Source organism: Vagococcus sp. 211 (genome assembly GCF_056322705.1).
Genome location: NZ_CM150475.1, coordinates 780,893 through 803,229, shown reverse-complemented (window position 1 = coordinate 803,229; position 22,337 = coordinate 780,893). Strand labels below are relative to the sequence as shown.

Annotated in this window: 17 protein-coding genes; 3 read left to right on the top strand and 14 right to left on the bottom strand. The window is 36.4% G+C overall.

What is annotated here, in order from left to right:
• Positions 1-103: 103 nt before the first annotated feature.
• Complete coding sequence (locus ACVWM0_RS04005; RefSeq protein WP_476473340.1) at positions 104-2,209, top strand: Na+/H+ antiporter; 2,106 nt, start codon at positions 104-106, stop codon at positions 2,207-2,209.
• A 21-nt stretch (positions 2,210-2,230) separates the two neighbouring features.
• Here the strand turns inward: ACVWM0_RS04005 and ACVWM0_RS04000 are convergent, their stop codons facing one another.
• From ACVWM0_RS04000 to ACVWM0_RS03970, 7 genes are all read right to left on the bottom strand, one after another.
• On the bottom strand, positions 2,231-2,791 hold the full coding sequence (locus tag ACVWM0_RS04000) for a GNAT family N-acetyltransferase (protein ID WP_476473339.1): 561 nt from the start codon (positions 2,789-2,791) through the stop codon (positions 2,231-2,233).
• 83 nt (positions 2,792-2,874) lie between these two features.
• Complete coding sequence (locus ACVWM0_RS03995; protein ID WP_476473338.1) at positions 2,875-5,211, bottom strand: DNA translocase FtsK; 2,337 nt, start codon at positions 5,209-5,211, stop codon at positions 2,875-2,877.
• Positions 5,212-5,354: 143 nt separating this feature from the next.
• The gene (locus ACVWM0_RS03990; RefSeq protein WP_476473337.1) at positions 5,355-7,136 is read right to left on the bottom strand and encodes an ABC transporter ATP-binding protein; all 1,782 of its coding nucleotides are present in this window, start codon (positions 7,134-7,136) and stop codon (positions 5,355-5,357) included.
• Positions 7,136-8,887 (bottom strand): ABC transporter ATP-binding protein, encoded by a 1,752-nt coding sequence (locus ACVWM0_RS03985; RefSeq protein ID WP_476473336.1) that lies wholly within the window; start codon positions 8,885-8,887, stop codon positions 7,136-7,138. Before ACVWM0_RS03985 ends, ACVWM0_RS03990 begins: the two co-directional genes overlap by 1 nt.
• A gap of 98 nt (positions 8,888-8,985) precedes the next feature.
• On the bottom strand, positions 8,986-9,231 hold the full coding sequence (locus tag ACVWM0_RS03980; RefSeq protein WP_476473335.1) for a YneF family protein: 246 nt from the start codon (positions 9,229-9,231) through the stop codon (positions 8,986-8,988).
• Positions 9,232-9,319: 88 nt separating this feature from the next.
• The gene (locus tag ACVWM0_RS03975) at positions 9,320-10,219 is read right to left on the bottom strand and encodes a deoxyribonuclease IV (protein WP_476473334.1); all 900 of its coding nucleotides are present in this window, start codon (positions 10,217-10,219) and stop codon (positions 9,320-9,322) included.
• Positions 10,220-10,330: 111 nt separating this feature from the next.
• Positions 10,331-11,545 carry a pyridoxal-phosphate-dependent aminotransferase family protein gene (locus tag ACVWM0_RS03970; RefSeq protein ID WP_476473333.1) on the bottom strand — a complete coding sequence of 405 codons (1,215 nt, stop codon included), beginning with the start codon at positions 11,543-11,545 and terminating at the stop codon, positions 10,331-10,333.
• A gap of 175 nt (positions 11,546-11,720) precedes the next feature.
• Between ACVWM0_RS03970 and ACVWM0_RS03965 the strand changes: the two genes are divergently transcribed.
• Positions 11,721-13,349, top strand: a complete 1,629-nt coding sequence (locus ACVWM0_RS03965; protein WP_476473332.1) for a PucR family transcriptional regulator — start codon at positions 11,721-11,723, stop codon at positions 13,347-13,349.
• 19 nt (positions 13,350-13,368) lie between these two features.
• Entirely contained in the window at positions 13,369-14,211 is an 843-nt protein-coding gene (locus ACVWM0_RS03960; protein ID WP_476473331.1) for an alpha/beta hydrolase, read from the top strand.
• Between the two features lie 34 nt (positions 14,212-14,245).
• Here ACVWM0_RS03960 and arcC read toward each other — a convergent pair whose 3' ends face one another.
• The 7 genes from arcC to allC form a co-directional block, all read right to left on the bottom strand.
• Complete coding sequence (arcC, locus tag ACVWM0_RS03955) at positions 14,246-15,172, bottom strand: carbamate kinase (RefSeq protein ID WP_476473330.1); 927 nt, start codon at positions 15,170-15,172, stop codon at positions 14,246-14,248.
• A 16-nt stretch (positions 15,173-15,188) separates the two neighbouring features.
• Positions 15,189-15,953 carry an oxamate carbamoyltransferase subunit AllH family protein gene (locus ACVWM0_RS03950; RefSeq protein WP_476473329.1) on the bottom strand — a complete coding sequence of 255 codons (765 nt, stop codon included), beginning with the start codon at positions 15,951-15,953 and terminating at the stop codon, positions 15,189-15,191.
• A gap of 73 nt (positions 15,954-16,026) precedes the next feature.
• On the bottom strand, positions 16,027-17,292 hold the full coding sequence (locus tag ACVWM0_RS03945; RefSeq protein ID WP_476473328.1) for a YlbE family protein: 1,266 nt from the start codon (positions 17,290-17,292) through the stop codon (positions 16,027-16,029).
• On the bottom strand, positions 17,293-19,041 hold the full coding sequence (fdrA, locus tag ACVWM0_RS03940; protein ID WP_476473327.1) for an acyl-CoA synthetase FdrA: 1,749 nt from the start codon (positions 19,039-19,041) through the stop codon (positions 17,293-17,295).
• Between the two features lie 25 nt (positions 19,042-19,066).
• Entirely contained in the window at positions 19,067-20,134 is a 1,068-nt protein-coding gene (allD, locus tag ACVWM0_RS03935; RefSeq protein WP_476473326.1) for an ureidoglycolate dehydrogenase, read from the bottom strand.
• Between the two features lie 22 nt (positions 20,135-20,156).
• Positions 20,157-20,942, bottom strand: coding sequence for a (S)-ureidoglycine aminohydrolase (gene allE, locus ACVWM0_RS03930; RefSeq protein ID WP_476473325.1), 786 nt, complete (start codon positions 20,940-20,942; stop codon positions 20,157-20,159).
• A 34-nt stretch (positions 20,943-20,976) separates the two neighbouring features.
• Positions 20,977-22,206 carry an allantoate deiminase gene (gene allC / locus ACVWM0_RS03925; protein WP_476473654.1) on the bottom strand — a complete coding sequence of 410 codons (1,230 nt, stop codon included), beginning with the start codon at positions 22,204-22,206 and terminating at the stop codon, positions 20,977-20,979.
• Positions 22,207-22,337 lie beyond the last annotated feature (131 nt).

Here is a 22,337-nt window from a genome sequence, read left to right as displayed (position 1 = left end):
TTTTTGTAAGATACTAAAAATTTGTGTAAGAAATAATAAAATAGGGTAGGTTTTTGCTATATTTTTGTTATAATTAAGTAGAATAAATTTGTGGAGGTTATATATGGCGTTACTAGAAGCAATCATTTTACTCGTAATACTCGTTATTTTTTCAAACGTTTTAAGTCATTATTTAGTGTCCATTCCAACAGCCTTAATCGAAATTGCTATTGGCGTTATTGCAGCAATCGTTTTAAAACTAAACGTGGAACTTGAAACGGATTGGTTTATGTTACTTTTTGTTGCTCCTCTTCTATACAATGATGCGCAACACTTTCCAAAAAAAGATTTGTGGGAACTGAGAGCCCCTATCTTTGCTAACGCGATATGGTTGGTTCTCCTAACAACCGTTGCAGGAGGATTACTAATCAATCAATTCGTGGCAGAAATTTCTCTTCCTTTATCCTTTGCCTTAGCTGCGGTCTTGTCTCCAACAGACCCTGTAGCCGTTCAAGGGATTGCAGAGCAAGTCAAGTTACCCAAACGACTCCTAAGCCTTATTAACGGAGAAAGCCTCATTAACGACGCTAGTGGGCTTATTGCTTTTAAATATGCTCTAGCAGCATTCTTGACAGGTCAATTTTCATTGCAACACGCAACGTTAGATTTTCTTTATATGTCAGTTGTTGGAATTATTGTTGGAATTTTAATTTCCAAAATCATTTACTTCTGCCAACGAACATTATTACACCAAGGCATTCAGGATGTTATTCTTCATACATCACTACAAGTTATTACTCCCTTTGTCATCTTTATCGTGGCAGAAATGTTCCACGCATCTGGCGTGATTGCCGTTGTGGTCGGTGGCGTTATCTCAATGCAACAAGATTCATTGTATAGAGGACCGTTATCAGAAATCAAACTTGTGACAACCAAAATGTGGGATATTATCATTTACCTACTTAACGGGGTAGTTTTCGTTATGTTAGGTGCTACCTTACCCTTCTCAATGAGAGCAGCAATCATTAACCCAGCCATTAATAATTGGATTTTAATTCTTTATGTTATTGGTATTTGGTTAGTCTTACTGACCATTAGAACTTTCTGGTCTTATGGTTATATGTGGATGAATTATTTCAAAACAAGCGATATCACTAATAGTAAACCTCGTTTCGCAACAGCTCTATTAACAGGGTTAACTGGGGTTCGTGGTGCTGTAACTATGGCGATGGTACTATCTATTCCCTTCTTTCTACCTAATGGGGAACTATTTAGAGAACGTTACTTAATCATCTTCTTAGCTAGTGGGGTCATTCTAACGAGCCTTCTAGTTGCTGTGGTTACTTTACCAATTCTTACTAAAGAGAAAAAACGCCTCGTGTTAACTGGAGACGACGCCTTTTTTGGTAGTGAGTTAGAAGAGCAACGTTTAATTTCAGATTTAACTGAAATTGAAGCCCGTAAATTGATGACAAAACAAGCCATCAAGTATTTAAAAGCTGAAATGACAGAGATGACGGAAGATAACAAACTCATTCTTAATGCCTTATTGAAAGATTTAGACAAACAATTGCGTTTCCTTTATCTAAATGATGACACTACCTCAAATAAGTATTACCACGACTTAGAAGTAGAATATCGCTCGATTGCTGTTAATGCTGAGTATGAAGGAATTATTGCCTTAACTGCAAAAGAACCTTTCTCTAAGAGCGTGACAAAACGGTATTTGCAAATGCTAAAATACAAAAAGAAAGCTCATTCTTCCAACATTACTATCGTTGTAAAACAGTCCTTCTATCGTGCTAAAAAACAAACCAAGCAATTACTTGTTAGAGCTTTTATCAAACAAAAGCATCATCCTGAAAATAGGAACGATATTGAAGTGGTTAAATTAGAAACGGCTAGTGCGAGTTGTGCTATTCAAGCCCTACTAAAAGTACAACGAGAACTTGATCCAAATGATTCTCATTTAATTTTAAAGAAAAATATTTTAAGCCAAATCATCTTAGAGTATCAAGGGAAAATTAACCGAATCAAGCTATACCAACTAAAACATCAAGAAGAGTATCAACTGCAATACCAAGATTATTTCTTAAAAATATTAGATGAAGAACGCAATGTTGTTCAAACATTATTAGAACAAGGAAAAATTAATCAAAACATGGCGAATCAATTGCGCCAAAGTGTCAATTACAATGAAACAACTTTCCTACAGGGAACGTTTAATTAAAAAAGAAAGCTAGAGATGACTCTAGCTTTCTTTTTTTTGATGTTTTCTCTCTTCATACTCTGTCCTCAAGATACCATATTTTACAGAATCATAGTATTCCCCTTGCCAATACCTGACTTGTCTAATAACCCCTTCTTTTTGCATTCCACATTTTTCTCCCACTTTCTGCATGCCTGGATTTCCAGACCATGTTGTAAACCCTAAATGAGGTAAGTACGGGAAAAGGTTAAATAACTCATCCATCCATTGAGTCAAAGCAATACTACCGATACCTTTCCCCCACAGCTGTTCATCATAAATCAACACGCCCATATCTAACCACTGCTTCAGTTCCCCATCTTCAAAATGTCCTGTCACGAGCCCCGCAATTCTCTTCCCAACCATAATCATTTTAATCATGGGATGGTCTGTTATATTTTTACCCAACCCATTAGAAAAATCTTCCCAAGGTATAATCGGATCCTCAAAATACGGTCCATTTAAAGCCATCCATTTAAGGTCTGCCTTAGGTCCATAACTAACCTCCCATAAGTCTTTCACATCTGACGCTGCAATCGACTTCAAGTAAACACTTTCTAACATATGACATCCTTCTTTCCTTATTTTAACTATTTGTATCAAAAAAACACTACTAGACTTTTTAACGCTCTAGCAGTGCTTCCTTATTATTCTTCATCCATAAATGTTTCTGTTTCTAGTGATGTTATTAGAACTTTTCGCGGCTTACTACCTTCTGAGGCACCAATCACACCGTTCGCTTCTAATTCATCAATTAATCGTGCCGCACGGTTATATCCTACTCTAAATCGACGCTGTAACAAGGAGATACTAGCTGTTTGCATCTCGACAATCAAGGCTTTAGCCTCTTCATAATATTCGTCTTGAGATTCAGTGCCACTACTTTTATCTAAGGATTCGTCTGTTGGCATCATATGCTCTTGATAATCAGCTTCTTGTTGGGACATCACAAAATCCACAAGATTTTCAACTTCTTGATCTGAAATAAAGGCGCCTTGAATACGGATTGGTTTATTTTCACCCATCGGAACAAATAACATATCTCCTCGACCTAGTAGCTTTTCAGCCCCATTGCCATCAATAATTGTTCTAGAATCAATCCCACTAGATACAGCAAAGGCAATTCTAGAAGGGACGTTGGCTTTAATAATGCCTGTAATAACATCCACACTTGGTCGTTGGGTTGCAAGAATCATGTGAATCCCAGCAGCACGTGCCATCTGCGCTAGCCGAATAATCGCATCTTCTACTTCATTACTTGCCACCATCATTAAATCCGCTAACTCATCTACAATAACAACAACATAAGGTAACACTGATTTTGCTTCTCCTGTTTCAGCATTGTTCTTACGAACCATGTCATTATAACCATTCATGTTACGCACACCAAAACCTGCGAAAAGTTCGTAACGTCTCTCCATCTCTTCCACCACTTTTTGCAATGCTTGAGCCGCTTTTCTTGGATTTGTTACGACAGGTGTTAATAGATGTGGAATACCATTATAGACATTCAACTCAACCATTTTGGGGTCAATCATCATCAATTTCACTTCATGAGGTTTAGCTTTCATTAAAATCGTTGAAATAATCCCATTAATACACACAGATTTACCACTACCTGTTGATCCCGCAATAAGTAGGTGAGGCATTTTCGTTAAATCAGCACTCACAATATCCCCTGAAATACTTCGACCTAGTGGTACTTCTAAAATATCCGTCTCCAGTTGTCCTTGACCTTCCATAACGTCTCTAAATGACACCATACTGGTTGTTTGATTAGGTACTTCAATCCCAATCAAAGACTTTCCTGGAATGGGTGCTTCCATCCTGATATCTTTTGCAGCTAACGCTAACGCTAAATCGTCTGTTAATCCGACGATTTTACTGACTTTGACTCCAACAGCAGGTTGAATTTCAAATTTTGTAACAGATGGGCCTAAGCTAGCACGAATGACTTTAGCATCAACATTAAAACTTGCAAAGGTTTCTTCTAAAACTTTGACATTTTTTTCCACTAGTTCATACTCGTGACTTTGATCCGCTAAGGGGATTTCATTCAGTAAGTCCACTTGTGGCAACAAATAATCAACATTTTCTGTTTCTTCCAGTACCTCAAACTCTAGATGTGGTTCTGGTTCTGTTACTTCTTTCTCTTTCTTTTTCCCTGATGGTTTTGGCTGTTGCTTATGATAACTATCTTGATAGCTATCAATCTCTAATGTTGCTTGTACAGGTTCACCTTCAGGCTCTTTGGGTTCTTGTTGTTTGGCTAATTTTTCACCAGGAGTGAGTTCTCGTACGTTATTTTCAGAAAGTTTTTCGTTTTTATTCATCAATCGTTGCTTTTTTTTTTCCTCATGTTGCTCTTTTAAATCTTCTTTTTTTGTGCTCCATTGACTAACTATTTTTCCGCCCATACGACGAACCAAGTTGACCACTTGATCCAACTTTACATTGGCCATCATTAATATACCTGTTGTCATACCAATAAAAGCAATCACATAAGAACCGAATTTAGCCAGTAAAAAATAAGTGATGCTATAAAGAACCGCACCAATCATCCCTCCACCAACGGATTGTGTCACCTGGTTAATTTTAATGTCAGAATAAATTTTAGACCACGTCATTGAGACAATCTTTGTATCTCGACTAATGTGTTTAAATAAACCAATTTCAATAAACAATAACAAACTAATATAAAACACTAGCATGCCAATTAACAAGGTTTTTCGTTTGAATTTAGGGTCTTTCCCCATAAAAACAAGCAATAAGCCATATAGTACTAACATAATCGCCATCACGACGTAAGTGTTTCCTACTATCATCCTAAAAACATTGGCCATTAATAAGCCTAAAAATCCTAATTTAAGTCCGCCAACAATACCGATGACGACAAACGTTACACCTATTAAAAAGTAGGTTGCTTTTTCTCTTTGTTGTAATTCCTTTTTGGTCGGCTTTCTCGTCTGCTTCTTTTTTGCCATAATCAATCTCCTTATTCATTTAACCAACATCATACTTGATTTTTTAATTACTATACATTTGATTATACCATTATTTAGCTGAATAGTTAGCTCTTACTCACTAAAAAACCTCATCAATAGAAATACCTTGATGAGGTTGTGTGTTAAATTTGGTTATTTTGTAAACGATACATATCGTAATATAATCCTTCTTGTTGAATAAGCGCTTCATGATCACCACGCTCAACGATGTGTCCCCGTTCTAACACTAAAATAAGATTAGCATCTTTAATCGTTGATAAGCGATGGGCAATCGCAATGGTTGTACGACCTTGTCTCATGCTTTTTAGTCCTTCTTGAATCAGGGTTTCTGTTTCAGTATCAATGTTAGCTGTTGCTTCATCCAATACTAAAATTTTTGGATCAGTCACAATGGTTCTAGCAAAAGATAAGAGCTGACGTTGTCCACTTGAAAAACTTGTCCCACCTTCAATAACTTTCGCATTGTATTGACCTGGCAGGGTCTCAATAAATTTATCAGCTTGAACAAATTTAGCCGCATCAATAATTTGTTGATCCGTAATATCATGATTAAGTAATCGGATATTTCGAGCGATATCTCCATAAAACATGAAAGCATCTTGAAGAACGAGTCCCATTTTTTCACGAAGTTCTTCCATAGAAAAATCCCGAATATCTATATCATCAATCAATATTTGTCCCTCATAAAATTCGTAAAAACGCATCAGAACATTAATAATAGAACTTTTACCACTTCCTGTATGCCCTACTAAAGCCACTGTTTCTCCAGGATTTGCCACAAAACTAATATGATTTAAGACGTTATGCTGACCGTCATAAGAAAAACTGACATCACGGAATTCAATCTTAGCGTCTGTAATTGTCGCATTTGCTCCAGGATTCTGTTGGGGCGCCACTTCTTCATGATCTAAGACCGTCATGATACGACTGCCAGCAACCATCCCATCTTGAAATACGCTCAATAAGTCCATCATACTTGTCATTGGATTGAAAAATTGTTGCACATAAGAGATAAACGCATAAATTAACCCAACTTCTAAAGGAGTAGTCAGTGATTTAAATCCAAAGAAGCTTAAGATAAGCGCTGTTGCTAAAGCAAACAATAAGTTAATAATTGGTGCTAATAACAGAGAGTTTGTTTTAATCATCGCGTACTTAGACTCTAAATAGTCATGATTGTTCTCCTCAAATTCTTCTTCTAAACGCTCTTCTTGTCTAAAATATTGAACAATTGCCATGCCAGAAATCGATTCATTCAATTTGGTATTCAAATGACTCAATTTTTCACGCATGCCACGATAAATTTTGGAACTAAATTTTTGATAGTACCAAATAATCACTAATAGAATAGGAAAAAAGATAAGACAAATGAGCATCAATTGTGGATTAATCAACCACATCGCTGAAAATGAAGCAATGATCCCAAATATGGCAGATAAAACCATCAAGAAAACCAACCAGAATTCAAACAGCGTTTCTGTGTCGTTCGTTACACGAGAAACAATGGATCCCGCTGGAGTCTGATCGAAATAACGCATACCAAGGGTTTGCAATTTAGTAAATAACTGAACTCTGATGGATTGATAGGTCTTTAATGACCCACTATAATAAAGAATCCACTGTCCAAACCATACCACTGCCTTGAACAAAACACCTAAGGCATATAACCCGGCAAAATATAAAATAACAGACATTGTCGCATCTTTTGTTGCCAAATGATTATCCATAAACGTTTGTAATATTTTAGGTAAACTAATATTAATTACGGCAAGAATCACTGCAAACATTAAGGAGCCTATGAATTCTTTTTTGAAAGGTTTTGCAAAAGTTAACATACGTTTTATAATTGAACGTTGCTCTTTTGCAGTGAAGGACTTAGACCAGCCTGACTTTGTTTCTTCCATTATCTCGTCCCTCCTTCAATTTTATTTTCCAATTGTTGATAATCAAACATTTTTTTGTACCATCCATTAGTATCAATTAATTCTTGATGGGTTCCGCGTTCGATGATTCTTCCATCATCAATTACAATAATCTCATCCGCATGTTTCACGCTACTTAATCTATGGGTACTGATGATGGTTGTTTTATTTTGACGTGTTTCTTTTAAATTAGTAAGAATAACTTCTTCTGTCTTAGCATCAACAGCAGATAACGCATCATCTAATATTAAGAGTTCTGGCTGTAACAACAAGGCTCTTGCAATAGACATCCGCTGTTTTTGTCCTCCTGAAAGAGAGACTCCTCTTTCACCAACCATGGTATCATATCCCTCAGTAAAGCCTAGGATATCTTCATGGAGGGCTGCTTCTCTGGCGATATTCTCTACTTCTTCTTGACTTGCTTTGGGTGCTCCAAAGCGAATATTGTCTCTTACCGTCATAGAAAATAGGAAATGGTCTTGAGGAACATAACCCACAGAATGAAGTAAAGCATCTAAGGTATACTCCTGAAGAGTGTAATCACCGTACTCAATGCGTCCGTCATACGTGTCGTATTCCCGTAATAGTAACTTGATAATACTTGTTTTCCCTGCTCCTGTTTTTCCAACAATTCCCAGAGTATCCCCTTCTTTTATATCAAAATGGATATTTTTAAGGGTAGGTTCTTCTTCATCATGATACGTAAAAGCATCTACTTTATAAGATAAATTTCCTTTTGCAGGAGTCGATACACCTGTAGTCATCTCTACAATGCTCGATGTTTCATTTAATAACTTCTCTACCCTGTCGTAACTAGCATTACCACGTTGTAAGACATTGAAGAAACGTCCAATAGCAAACATTGGCCAAACCAACATCCCTATATAGTTGAAGAAAGAAACCAACTGACCGATTGAAATGACATCATTGACTACAAAATACCCACCTAGGGATATAGCAATGACATAAGATATACCAATAATCAGTGTAATAAGCGGGTCAAACAATGCATCTAATGAATTAACACGGTTACTTTTTTTGATTGACTCGTTTACTTTGTCTTGAAAATCTTGTATTTCTTCTTGTTCTTGGCCAAATGTTTTAATCACTTTGATTCCTGTAACAGTTTCTTGTGTTTTATCATTTAACGTTGAAAAAGCAGCTTGAGATTCTTTGAATGCTTCATGTAGTTTGTTTCCCAATTTACTTGATAATAAAGCTAATAAAGGGAATGGAATAAGAGCAATTAATGTCAAACGCCAATCAACAAATATCATCATAGCAATGATGGTTATAAACCCTGTGATAAAGGCATCCGCAAAAGTTAAAATCCCTGCACCGGCAACGTTTTGAATGGCGTTTAAATCGTTCGTTGCATGAGCCATTAAATCTCCCGTACGGTATTTTTGGTAAAACACTTGATCCATTTTAGTTAAATGATGGAACAAACGTTTTCTCATGCTTTTTTCTAATCTAGCTGCTCCTCCCCAAATGTGTGTCCGCCAAACATAACGTAGGACATACACAACAATGGCAGAAGTAACTAATACTGAAATCCACATGATCAAAACGTCTTTTGTTAATGTTCCCTCAGCAATATTATCTATGATAATCCCAATGACCCTTGGTGGTAGTAACTGAATAATCGCAACAAGGATTAAAGCTCCTACCCCAATAATATAGTTTTTCTTTTCTTCTTTGAAAAACCAAGATAATTTTTTAAATACGTCCAAACCTTCCACTCCTTCTAGTCCTAAAAAAATAAAAAACGGGCGCGAAAAAAACGCACCCGTTTGCTTATGTTTTTAGTTTATACAAATTACTGAAAAATCTATTTTTTCTTTTTGTTGCCTTTACCGCTTGTGTTTTGATTTTTCATGTTTTGCATCATTTGACGAATTTTTTTCTCAGATGGTTTTTGTCCCATTTGAGCCATCATCATACGTAACATATCCTCATTAACGGGAGGATTTTTTTCTAATTGATCTTCAAACGTTTTCTTCGCGAAAAAGAATCCACCTACTGCTCCTAATAATAGTGCAATAACGATGAATAAAATAACTAATCCTGTATTCATAACTCTGACACTCCTTCCTCCAGTTAATTCTCATTACAACATACAATTTTACTAAAAATACTGGAGAAAAGAAAGCCTTTTTTTACATTTAACCTTGATTTTCAATTAATTCTAATAGATTAGGGTTAAAGGTTTGACTCTTAAGCATAGCAATTTCGTATTGGTACGGTGCTTTTGCTTTCTTTTTGTCTTCTCCAACAAATGGGGTCTCTAAAATTTTAGGCAATGTTTCTAATTGTGGATGGTGAACAATATAATTCAACGCATCAAAACCAATCGTTCCAAAACCAATGTTAGCGTGACGGTCCTTATGAGAGCCTTGTGGGTTTTTCGAATCATTGACATGGATTACTTTTAATCGATCCAATCCGATAATACGGTCAAATTCTTCTAAAACACCATCAAAATCTTCTCTGACATTATAACCCGCATCATTAATATGACACGTATCTAATGTAACGGATAGTTTATCATTATGTGTGACACCTTCAATAATTTGAGCTAACTCTTCGAAACTACGACCACATTCTGTTCCTTTTCCTGCCATTGTTTCCAAAGCGATTTGAGGTGATTGATCTGATGTTAAGACTTCATTCAAACCTCTGATTATTTGTTTGATACCAACATCTGCTCCTGCACCCACATGAGCTCCTGGGTGTAAGGTGATTTGTTTCGCGCCAATTGCTTCTACTCGTTGAATTTCTTGTCTTAAAAATTCAGTAGCAAACCCGAAATTTTGAGGTTTTGTTGTGTTTCCTAAATTAATAATATATGGGGCATGGACCACAATATTATTCATATCAATATTATGTTCTGCCATAAACGCTTTACCAGCGTCTAAATTCATCTCTTCAATCGGTTTACGACGTGTATTTTGAGGAGCTCCTGTATAAATCATAAAGGTATTAGCACCATAACCTGCAGCAAGTTTTGCTGAACCTAATAACATTTCTTTACCACTCATACTCACATGAGAACCTATTAACATAACCATCTCTCCTTCATTTCATATCTTTTAAATTGTAGCCTTATCTTTGAAGTTTCTCAAGTTAACTGCCTAAATAAAAAAACAGAAATGAGAGTATAATAATCAAATGTCTTATTTTTTTGCACCGTAGATAGCAAGCGCGGCCTGAACTCCTGCGCCAGGGACAATGTCAGCACCATAAAATAAGAGCGTAGCCTCTAACGCTCCCAGTACTTGTAATACATTTTCTCTTCGACTACTGAATCCCATGTTACCAATACGCCATACTTTACCTTGTAACGGACCAAAAGAAGAAGCAATCTCTACCCCAAATGTATCTAATAACATACTTCGAACGGCTTCTGCTTCTATTCCTTTAGGGACTAAAATAGGAGTTACCGTAGGCATTTTTGTTTGACTGTCTCCATATATTTCTAATCCCATAGCTGTCACACCTGCTTGAATAGCCTGATCATTAAGACTATGACGAGCAAAACTAGACTGGATACCTTCGTTACATAATAACCTTAACCCTTCATGCAAGGCAAAAATCATACTTGTAGCTTCGGTATGATGATTGATTCGTTCCTCACTCCAATACCGCTCTAACTGACTTAAGTCCAAATAATTATTATTAATGTGACGGGAATTACGATCCGTTTTACTTAATCCTAGCTCTTTTTGGTAGCGTGCATTGATTGCCTCTCCGGCACGATCATTGTAAGTAATCAAGGATAATCCCGACGGAACACTGACACATTTTTGTGTTCCTGCAATAGCAATATCAATTCCCCATTCATCTACCTTAATTTCTACACCACCATAAGTAGCAACAGTATCAACTACAAAAAAAGTATTCGTAGATTGGCAATAAGCCCCTATTTTATCTAAAGGTTGCATCTGTCCATTTGCTGTTTCTCCATGAACCATTGCAACAATCTTAGGTTGATGTTCTTTAATAGATGCAATGATGTCCTCTTGACAAAAGACACTATCCCACTCTTTTTCTAAGTAAACAATCTCCGCTTGCGCTCTTTCTGCAATTTCTCCAAGTAAATAAGCAAACCTTCCATAAGCTGGAATAAGTACTTTATCTCCTGGCTCTATCAAAGCAATTAATGCTGCTTCTAAACCAGAGCGACTTGTACCATCTATAGCAAATGCTTGCTTATTTTTTGTTTGAAAAGGAATTTTTATCATCTCTTTAACATCATTCATTACAGCTAAAAAGGAAGGGTCAAATTGGCCAACAACGGGAGTTCCCATAACTCTCAAAACTGACGGATGAACTTCTACAGGTCCTGGTGTCATAATGGTTCTATTCGGTGTACTAAATGGTTGAATCATATTATTTTCTCCTTACGTCTTTGTATTTGTTCTTCTATTATCTAATAAAAATAGACTGTAAATCACTATGCAACATGCACAATGATTTTTTTCTTATGTATATATCGCACAATTTATAGTAAATGAACAGACCTTTCTTTATAATAAGTTTATAATGTAAATGAGGTGAAAGATTTTGACAACTCTAGAAAATATATTACAGGTTCCTCGCTTTTCAGATTTAAAACTACTAACTCCCAATGTTAATTTAAATACCACTGTATCAAATGTAGAAATTACAGAAACGCCTGATATTGCCAACTATACATCTAGTCAGACCTTATTACTTACAACTGCTATGTACTATAAGGAAAAACAAAATGAGTTGATTTCTTTAATCGATTCTCTTATTCATATCAAAATTTCAGGTTTAGCCATTAAAGTTGGACGGTTCATAACCGAATTAGATCCGGCAGTGATTGCCTACGCAGATACTAACAATTTTGCTTTAATTGAGGTACAGAGCACACAGCCATTAGGAGGCCTTCTTCAAAAGTTAACTGGTTATATCAACCAATCTAAAACAGAACAAATTAGCTTTGCTTTAGATATTCAAAAACAATTTTCTCATCTTATCATCAATGATGCGTCTATTTCTAAGATTATTTTAGAATTTGGCAACATTGTTGAAAGTCCTATCATCCTTTTAAATTCCTTTAAAGAAATTGTGGCCTTCTCTCAAAACTTAGTTGGGTATCCTAAGCCACTAACTTATTTTACCCAGCAATTAATGGAACAAGACGCTTTTTCTTCTGTAAACGAAAACACAAGTAAATTTATCGGAACCAATGCGAAAAATCAAATTGAAGCTGCGGTTTATCCTATTAAGAGTAATAATTTTTTTCCTTATTATTTAATTATTCTATCACCAGATAAAATTCCTTATCCTGTCTCCGAATTCGCCATAGAACAAGCCTTGCTCGTTCTAAGTTTTGTTTTATTAAAAAATGAAAAGTTAGAAGAGTCAAAAAAACAAATAAAAAGCGACTACTTCTTAAATCTAATAGAACGACAGGGATCAAAAGCCCTAGACCAAAATAATTGGCTGACATATGACACTAATTTTGGTATCCAATTCTCTCAATTTTACCAAATTATATATGTATCCTTGAATCATCAAGATAAGAACAGTCATCCTATGAAACTCAATGAAGAAAAAATGAAATTGGCTTACCTTTGGCTGGATGATAAATTAACAGATTATCTCGATCATGCCGTGGTTTTCCCTGAAAAAAATTCGACTAATTTTATGATTTTATTACAACAAAAAACAGAGGCTTCAGAAATTGAACGCATTCTGACAAAATTAAGTAAATTATTACAACTTGTCTTGCCGGTAGATCTTGTTTTTTCATGTGGGCAACCTTGCACAAGTATTGAACAAATCTCAACGTCCTTAATTGAAGCGAAAATGACTTGGGAGGAACGCGCTTCTTTAGATCATTCAAAATTAGTTCTGTTTTATTTACCAAAAGGAATAATGAATTTATTTGACAGCATTCATAAGGATGAAATGGTTTATTTTTGTAAAAATAGTCTTAAAGAATTGGCCTATCCCGTGGATAATATGCACATCGAACTTAGAAAAACGTTAAAAACATATTTAGATAATCAATGTGAAATTACGAAAACTGCGAATCAACTGTTTATTCACCGAAACACAGTCAAATATAGAATTGACAACTGCGAAGACATTATTGGATTTCCGATTACTACGTCAGAAAACAGTTTAAATCTTCGAATCGCTTTAGAATTATCAGAATAACCTCAGAAAGGACGGCACGATGGTACCACATATTGAAACATACCACTTATTCAATCAATTAGAATTAAAAGCTACCTACTATCCTCAGGACACCAAATCAGTGAAACAACCACTGATTATTTATTTACATGGTGGAGGCTTAATATATGGAAATCGGGATGACTTGCCCAGTATTTATATGTCACAGTTCAACCAAGCGGGTTATCCCGTACTAACCTTGGACTATCCCTTTATTCCAGAAGTTAGACTTCGTGATATTTTATCCGTTTTAAAAGTAGGTATACAATGGGCTTTAGACCATCCTATTATTGATACAGATAATTACATTTTATTTGGAAGGTCTGCTGGGTCTTATTTATCACTATTATTAGCATCTGATCCAACCTTACCAAATCCGACTCTACTAATCTCATTTTATGGCTACTATTCATTAGCTGATCAAGCTTTACAGCAACCCAGTTTGTACTATAAAAAATACCCAGCTATCCCTTTTATGGTTCTCCACCAATTGATTGAAAAATCGCCCTTAGCATCATCCTCTATTGCTCAAAGGTTTCCTATTTATTTATCCTATCGTCAAACAGGAAAGTGGACACAAGAAATAGTTGGACCCCACGCTACTCTTTCTGACTTTAGTCTGAGTCAAAAAGAGTTACGCCAATTACCTCCAACTTTTATCGCGGCAAGCGATGGGGATCAAGATGTTCCCTTCCATTGTTCGCAAGATTTGGCGCGCTTTATACCGGAGAATCACTTTCATCAATTAACAGGATTACCCCACGATTTTGACAGTAATACCCATCTACCTGAAGGTAAAGAATCCTATAACCTCCTCATTCATTGGTTACAAAAAAGAAGCTAAGTGAGATACTTAGCTTCTTTTTACTCTATTAATATTAACCTATTATTCTTGTTCCTGCCTTACCCTCAAGGGCTTTAGCAGCATCTGATAAAGAACAGATAATAGCCGTTTTACCCATCTTAGCAAATTCGATGCATGCTGCCATCTTAGGCCCCATACTACCATCTGAAAAATGTCCTTGATTATAATATTCTAATGCTTTCTCAATGGATAAATCGGTCAATTTTTCCTGATTTGGTTGACCATAATTAATGTAAACATTCGGAACATCGGTTAATATCATCAATACATCTGCTTCCACATCTTTTGACAAACATAAAGCCGATGAATCCTTGTCAATAACAGCAGCTACTCCTTCTAATTCGTTCTTCTCATTACGAATGACAGGAATGCCTCCACCACCTGTAGAAACAACAACAATGCCTTGTTCTAACATGGTACGAATCACATCTACTTCAACAATTGATTTTGGTTCTGGGGATGCTACTAAACGTCTATAACCACGACCTGCATCTTCGCCCATTACCCATCCCTTAGATGTTTCTCGTTCTGCACTTTCTTCCTCTGTAAAGAAAGAACCAATTGGCTTAGTTGGGTTGTTGAACGCTGGATCTCCTTTGTCCACTTCAGTCATTGTTAATACAGTCGCGATTGATTTATCTGGTAATTGATTTTTGAGAGCTTGTTGCATCATATAACCAATAAATCCTTGAGATTCCGCACTACACGCCGGTAAGGGTTGAACAGGTACTTCGCCTTCTGCTAACTCATTTTGTCTTAATATTTGTCCCACTTGTGGCCCGTTACCGTGGACAATGACTAATTCATAGCCTTGATTAATAACACTGGCAATACTTACCGCACTATCTTCTACGTTTTTCTTTTGAATAGCGTATGTTCCTTCTTGACCAGGTTGTAAGATGGCATTACCACCTAAAGCTAAAACAACTCTCTTTTTCATTGTATTATCGACTCCTTCATTTTTGCATTAAAATAGCCCACATCATTCCTGCTATCGTATCTTTACCAGATGTGCTCCCTGATGCAGCTAATTTTTCTAAATAAATTGGTAAATCAGGCGATTCAATATTCTTTAGTACCTCTACTATAGGCGAACTAAAGTAACCTAATTTGCTTGCATTTAAATAACTAATTGAAACATCTGTTGTGGCTTTTTTTTCAATATATTCTTCTAACCGTCTAAAAAATGCAAGCGGTAAAAAAGGCTGTAATTGATGAATAGCCATGATCCCTACTAAAAAATCATCTCCCGATGGTGTCAGGCCCTTCCCTCTACCGATTAATTCATCCACAAGACTCGGTATTGTATCTATATTTATTGTTTTTAAACACTCTAATTCAGCAAATGGATATCCTGTACCTTGTCTATATTGAGATAACGATAACAAGGCTCTGTTTAAAGAAACAAATTTTGGAAATGGCTCCTTATGTTTTATCGGTATATGACTTAAATCAATTTTAATGTTGTTAATGGAAAGGATTTTATTGTCAAAATCATAAATAGGTACGTCGCTTTCAACTACCCTTTTTATTTCAATAAAGTCAGCAACATTAAAATGAATACCAAAAGGAACCGTCCCTTTTGTCATATCTCCCAAATAAATTAAATAATCTGCGATTTGAATATTCAAACCATGTTGAAACATACTATGTGTTGTGATGATTTCAGGTGTATCTAAATAATCTAGTACCAGAGGACCTATACTTAGAGGGTGTATCATATGCTTTCATCCTTTAGCCTGTTTATGTATTAAGAAACTGAAGAACATAATACGCCCTTCAGTTTCTTGTAATTTATTCCGCTGCCATTCCTAGTTTTTCTGCATAAGCAGTAATCGCTTTTTCAAAACAAGACAACGGTGGTCTTACCGTTCCGGCACCAATTTGTCCAATACCAGCTTCTTTATGTGCAATTCCTGTATTAATAACAGGTGTAATCCCTTTTTCAACAACAGAGCGTGCATCAATACCTAAACAAATCCCTTTGAAATCCCATGTTGGAACAGGGAAGTTAGGGTTTTGGCTCATACAAATTTCTGCCATTTCATTAGATGTATTAAGTGCATCATAAAAACCACCGGAACCCACAAAACGTGTCACTGCAGGTGCTGCAATCATTGCCATACCACCAACACCAAATGTTTCAGTAATAGCTGAATCACCAATATCTGTGTTAGCGTCGTCACCACTGTATCCCGCAAAATATAAACCTTGTGGTGTGTTGACAGGACCTGTAAACCATTGATCTCCCATGCCACTAATACGGATACCAAAATCTTTACCATTACGACACATAGCTGTAACGATGGTTCCTTCTTGAATCATACGGGCTCCATCCATGACTGCTTTCGTCGCTGCCATCATAATATTTAAAAAGAATTGATCTGTATCGGCTAGGAAGGTAGACACTTCTTGTTTTTCTTTTTCTGAAATATCTAATGTTGTAATGATAGGTCCTACTTCTTTATAAAAGGCTAAAGAAGCAGCTATATTACGTTGATGGAATTCATCTCCCATAGCAATCGCTTTTGCTACTAATACATTCACATTTAGACCATCTTTCATCTCCTGTAATGCTTTACTTAGTACCGGACCTAAGGTATCCCGCATCCACCTCAAGCGCGTGATAACCTCTTCTGAATAAGCTCCAAAGCGTAGCACAGCCCCAATGCCTTCGTTCATAGTACAATACGCACGATTTCCATCTGTTTTATTTTCAACGACTAATACTGGCATGTTACCTGACGTTATTCCACCCATTGGACCTACAGCATCATAATGATGACAAGGAGCAAATTCAATATCTCCCGATGATAACATGTGACGCGCTTCTTCTTCTGTTGTCGCCCATTCTTCAAAAAGAACGGCGCCAATACAAGAACCCTGCATTGGGTCTGTCATATCTTCCCATGCAATAGGAGGGCCTGCATGTAATAACATTTTATTATTTAATTCAGTAATCACCGTTTTCGCTGGAACAACATCTAATAAAAACGGTGCTGATTGTACTATCTTGTCAATCACTGCTTGGTTAGCATCTTCTATCGTTGTATAAGTCATTTATTTTACCTCCTGGTTAGCATCAAATTCAAAATGATTTAAGAAATAAAGAATCTTTTGTAGATGAACATTCCCACCTGCTGATGGACGCCATTCAAAATGAGTTACTTCGCCACCATTATCAAAAATGGATTGAGTAAAGCTTTCTAAACCAATGTTAATAATCTTTGGCGTTTCACTAATTAGAGTAGATAACGTTTCTTGTACTTTTGGTAAACTCGTTAATGTACTCTCTTTTTTGGCTACAACTTTTTTGTCATCAAATGTTAAACTTTCACCGATTACCTGGAGCGCTGTACGTAATGCCTGTACATTGTTTTCACACACTGTCACACCCATGTCTTCTAAGATAGCTATTTGATTAGCCATGTTTTGATGATCTTCATCTGTCCCTACAACAACAGCGACAAAACGAATATCAGATTCTTTTAATCCTTTTTCAATCGCAGGTTTTAAAGCTGTGGCCATATCGTCATGAGCACCATATCCCAATACAACATCGAAAACGACTACCGCTGTATCTTTATCTTCAATAACAGATTTTATTTTTTCAATCCTTATTTCTGGATCAATCATAGGATGAGGTTTCCCTTTAGTATACATGTCATCACCTAAATCTATGACTTCATGACTACCAGCTTTTAATGTATAACCTTCCGGTGTGTCATTTCCTTCTAATGATAAAGCATCTTGCAATAAAAAGGCTGCTTCATAAGCCAATGTACCACCTGAATAATATCCTTTAATTCCCTTAGCTGTAGTTGACAGTGGTATCTCTTTAACTGGTGCTGGCGTGTAAACTACTGCTTCCTTATTCATTAATTTTGTCGCTAATTGGGCTGTTTCTTCTAGTGTATAAGCATGATACAATCCTTCTTCATGTACCTCTGGTTTTGACCCTAAGAATAATGTTACTACTGGTTTGTCTACTTTTCTTAACACATTTAATACCTTTGTTTCAATTTCTTTTGCTGGTGGTTTAGAGATGACCACAATGACATCTGTCTCTGCGTCTTCATTTAATGCAACAATACTATCAATCATCGATATGGCACCTACTTCTGTTGATAAGTCTCGCCCTCCTGTACCAATCGCGTTTGTTACTCCTTGACCATAACGGTGGATTAACGTTGTCACTTCTTGAATTCCAGTTCCAGAAGCACCGATAACACCTATACGACCTTTCCGATTATTATTAGTAAAAGCTAATGGCAAATCATGAATGACTCCTGTACCACAATCAGGCCCCATCACAAGTAATCCTTTATCGTGTGCTTTTTGTTTCAATCTCGCTTCTTCTTTCAAAGGAATATTATCACTAAAAACAAACGCATGTAGTCCGTGATCAATGGCTTGTTCTATTTCAAGTGCCGCATATTCACCTGGGATAGAAATCAACGCAACATTCGCATCTGGTGCTTTTTTTAATGCTTTTTCCCAAGAATTTATTTTATCTTCTACTTCACCTTCACCATCATTAGTGCTGCTTAATTCTTCATTAATCATGGATAGGACCCGTTCTTTATCGTCCTCAGAAGCCACTTCAAGCATAACAACCATGTCATTAGATGTTGCTTCATCTAATTCTTTAGTATCAAAACCACCTGCTTTAAAAATATCAATATTGGCAGGTGTTCCCATCATAATAGACACACGTGTTACTTCATCTAACTGATTTAATTTACTCGTTAAAAGCATCAAGACAACTGAGTCTTGGTAACTGTTTTTCATAATAATCGTTTGAAGCATATTTTTCTCCCCTATTTCCATTTATTTATTTTTCAGCAAAGGCATCAGCGTGATCGTATTGGTTATGATGAACCACATCACTGACTAAATAATCATAAATACTTTTTGCAACTGGAATCCCTGTTTTTTTATGCTCTTGATGTCTAATTTCTGATAGCTCTCCTGGATAATAAACCTGTTCTACTCCTGTAGCTGGTTGACTCTCATGTAATTCATCAATCATCACAGAGAGATTTGTTTTAAATTCAGACAAATCAGTAAAATAACTAGGGTTAATTAAAACAAAGAGTTGACCAAGATTACGTCCTTCTGACAAATCTGCATACATAGAACTCACGTGTTTTCCAAATGGTAAGCCTAATAAGGAACCTGATAAAATATCAACCATCATCATCAAACCATATCCTTTTGGTCCGGATATAGGTAATAATCCATGAACTTTGTTAGGATCCGTTGTTGCTTCACCGCTACTATCGACTGCCCATGTATCAGGTATCTCTTTATTTTTACTACGTGCATCTAATATCTTACCCCAGGCTTGTACAGTTGTTGCCATATCAAAGATAATGGGACGTTCTTTATTAGTCGGAGCACTAAAAGCAATGGGATTCGTTCCAAAAAATGGTTCTGTCCCTCCAAATGGTACTGCCATTGGATCTGATTGACATACCGCAAGCGCTACCAAATCTTCTTGCGCGGCTAAATCAACATAATAAGATAACATCCCACTGTGTCCCATTCTAGAAACTCCAACAATCCCTACACCTGTATTCTTTGCCATATCAATAGCATAATGTAACGCTTCTTTACTAGCCACATGACCAATAGCATTATCAGCATGAAAGACGCCTGTACTGGCACCTGTTTTTTCAAACTTAAACGCCGGTTTTAATGTTGTTCCGCCTTTAGCGATACGTTCAGCGTAATATTCTACTCTAACAGCCCCATGAGAATGGACTCCCCGTGAATCTGCATAAGCTAAATGTCTTGCTACTTCTTCAGCATGATCTGATGACAAACCAGCTTTTTCAAGCTTGGTTTGCATCAACTCTTGCAATTTTTCAGTTTCTAAATAAATAATTTCTTCAGACATATTGAGTGTCCCTTCTTATTCTTTATAGTTCAACATCACGGTTGCAATCTTTAGAGTATAAATAACTTAGTGGCGCTTTACGTCCTACTGAGTAACAGGCTTGTAAATTATACGCTCCCATAAAAATGTAATCGCCTTTTTTAACAGGCATCCAGTTGTTATCTAGATTGTACATACCTTCCCCACTCAATAATAATGCACCATGTTCTTGGTAATGTGTTTCAATATAGCCATGCGCTCCACCTGTCGCAAAACTCAAAATATGGAAATTCATATCAAAATTAAGATCTGTTGGTAATAAATTTTTAAATGCAACATCCGTCATGTCTTCATAGTTCTCTGCTTCAACATCATTTGAATTCCCTACAAAAGTATAAGGTTCATATCCTGCTGCTGGCTGGTAACGTTTTTTGTAAAGGAAGGTCTCAGTTGGATTACTGCTACTATTTTCAAATGTTAGTTGTTTAGTCGGTGGACAGTACATATAGCCACCATCTGTTAAAGTGACGTTTTTCTCACCATCACTTACTGTCAGCTCTCCTTCTAATACATAAATAAATGTTTCGATTCCATTTCCACCAAAGCCAATTTTATTTCCGCCCTTTGGTAATACACGACATAAGTAGTCAACAAAAGTAGCTCCTAGTTTAGGCGTTGACATAATCGTCATCTCACACCCATCAAAATTAGGTAACACATTTTTAACTAATCCTTGTGGTGGTATAACAGCAAAATTCCCTCTTTCCACAATTGCTCTTGATTCTAAAATATCTTTTGGGTATCCTAATTCATTTGTTCTGTATCCCATTATTTATTCCCCTTTTCTTATCTTTATTGTTAGTTTATTCTTCATAAGCTAGTTTATAGAGAGAAGCTATTAATGCTTTAACTCCCTCTACTAAGTCTTCTGTTTTGGTTGCTTCCGCAGGATTGTGGCTGATACCATTAATACTTGGTACAAAAAGCATTGCAGTCGGTACATGCAAAGCAAATATTTGTGAATCATGCCCAGCACCACTATGCATCGTAGTATAGTTCAATCCTGCTTCTTGGCATGCTTCTTCTAGTACAGATACAATGTGGTTAGACATTGGAACCGGTGCTTCATCCATCCAATTATCAATGTCTATCTCTATCTCTAATTCTGTTGCTATTGTTCTAAATAATGACTCAACCTCTTTTGTAAATTGTTCTAGGAGCTCTCCATCAGTGTGTCGACAATCCATCGTAAAGAAAGTCTTACCGGGTACAACATTCACAGTATTGGGTTGAACATCAATATGTCCAAACGTTAAAACAAGAGGGTCTCCTACGAGTTTGGCACGGTCAATACTCTCACTAATCATTTTACTCATAGCGTAAACGGTGTCATGTCTAAATCCCATAGGTGTTGTTCCCGCATGATTTGCTTCACCTTTTAGTGTGATATTATAACGCTTTTGACCAACAATATTATTAACAACAGCCACTTGCTTTCCTGTTCTTTCAAGGACATTCCCTTGCTCAATATGGATTTCCACAAAGGCTTTTATGTCCTCTCTTAACGGTGTCGCTTCATCTCTAAAATCAAAGCCTGCTGCAGTCATTGCTGTAACAAATTCAACACCATCTGCATCTTTAGCGTATAACACATCTTGTTTATCAGCGAGACCAAAAATATTCTTACTTCCCCAAAAGGCATATGGAAACCGGCTACCTTCTTCTTCAGCCATAGCGACTACTTCTAAACTTCTAAGCGGCTGACCGTATGTTTCTTTTAAATGTTTAATAGCTAAGTAAGAAGCCAAAATTCCAAATTGTCCGTCTAGAGCACCACCATTTACTACGGTATCGACATGAGATCCTGTCATAATTGTGTCATTTGGATAACTATTCCCTTCTAATCGACCAAATAAATTACCCACAGCGTCATACCGAGCGACAAGTCCTGCTTCTTCAAATTTGTGTTTCAATCCTGATTGAGCTGCTACCCAGTTCTTATCATAAAGTAAGCGAGTTGTTCCGCCTTTAGGATCCAGTCCAATACTTGATAGCCATTCTACATGTTCTTCTACTGTTTTATACAAATCCAACACATCATTCACATCCTTATGTCCTATTCATTTATAATTGTAAGCCTTTTATATCCATTTATCACTGGCTATAGACACCAAAAAAAGTTTCGCTTTTGTGCACTATATCCAACTGATTTCACAAAGCTTAC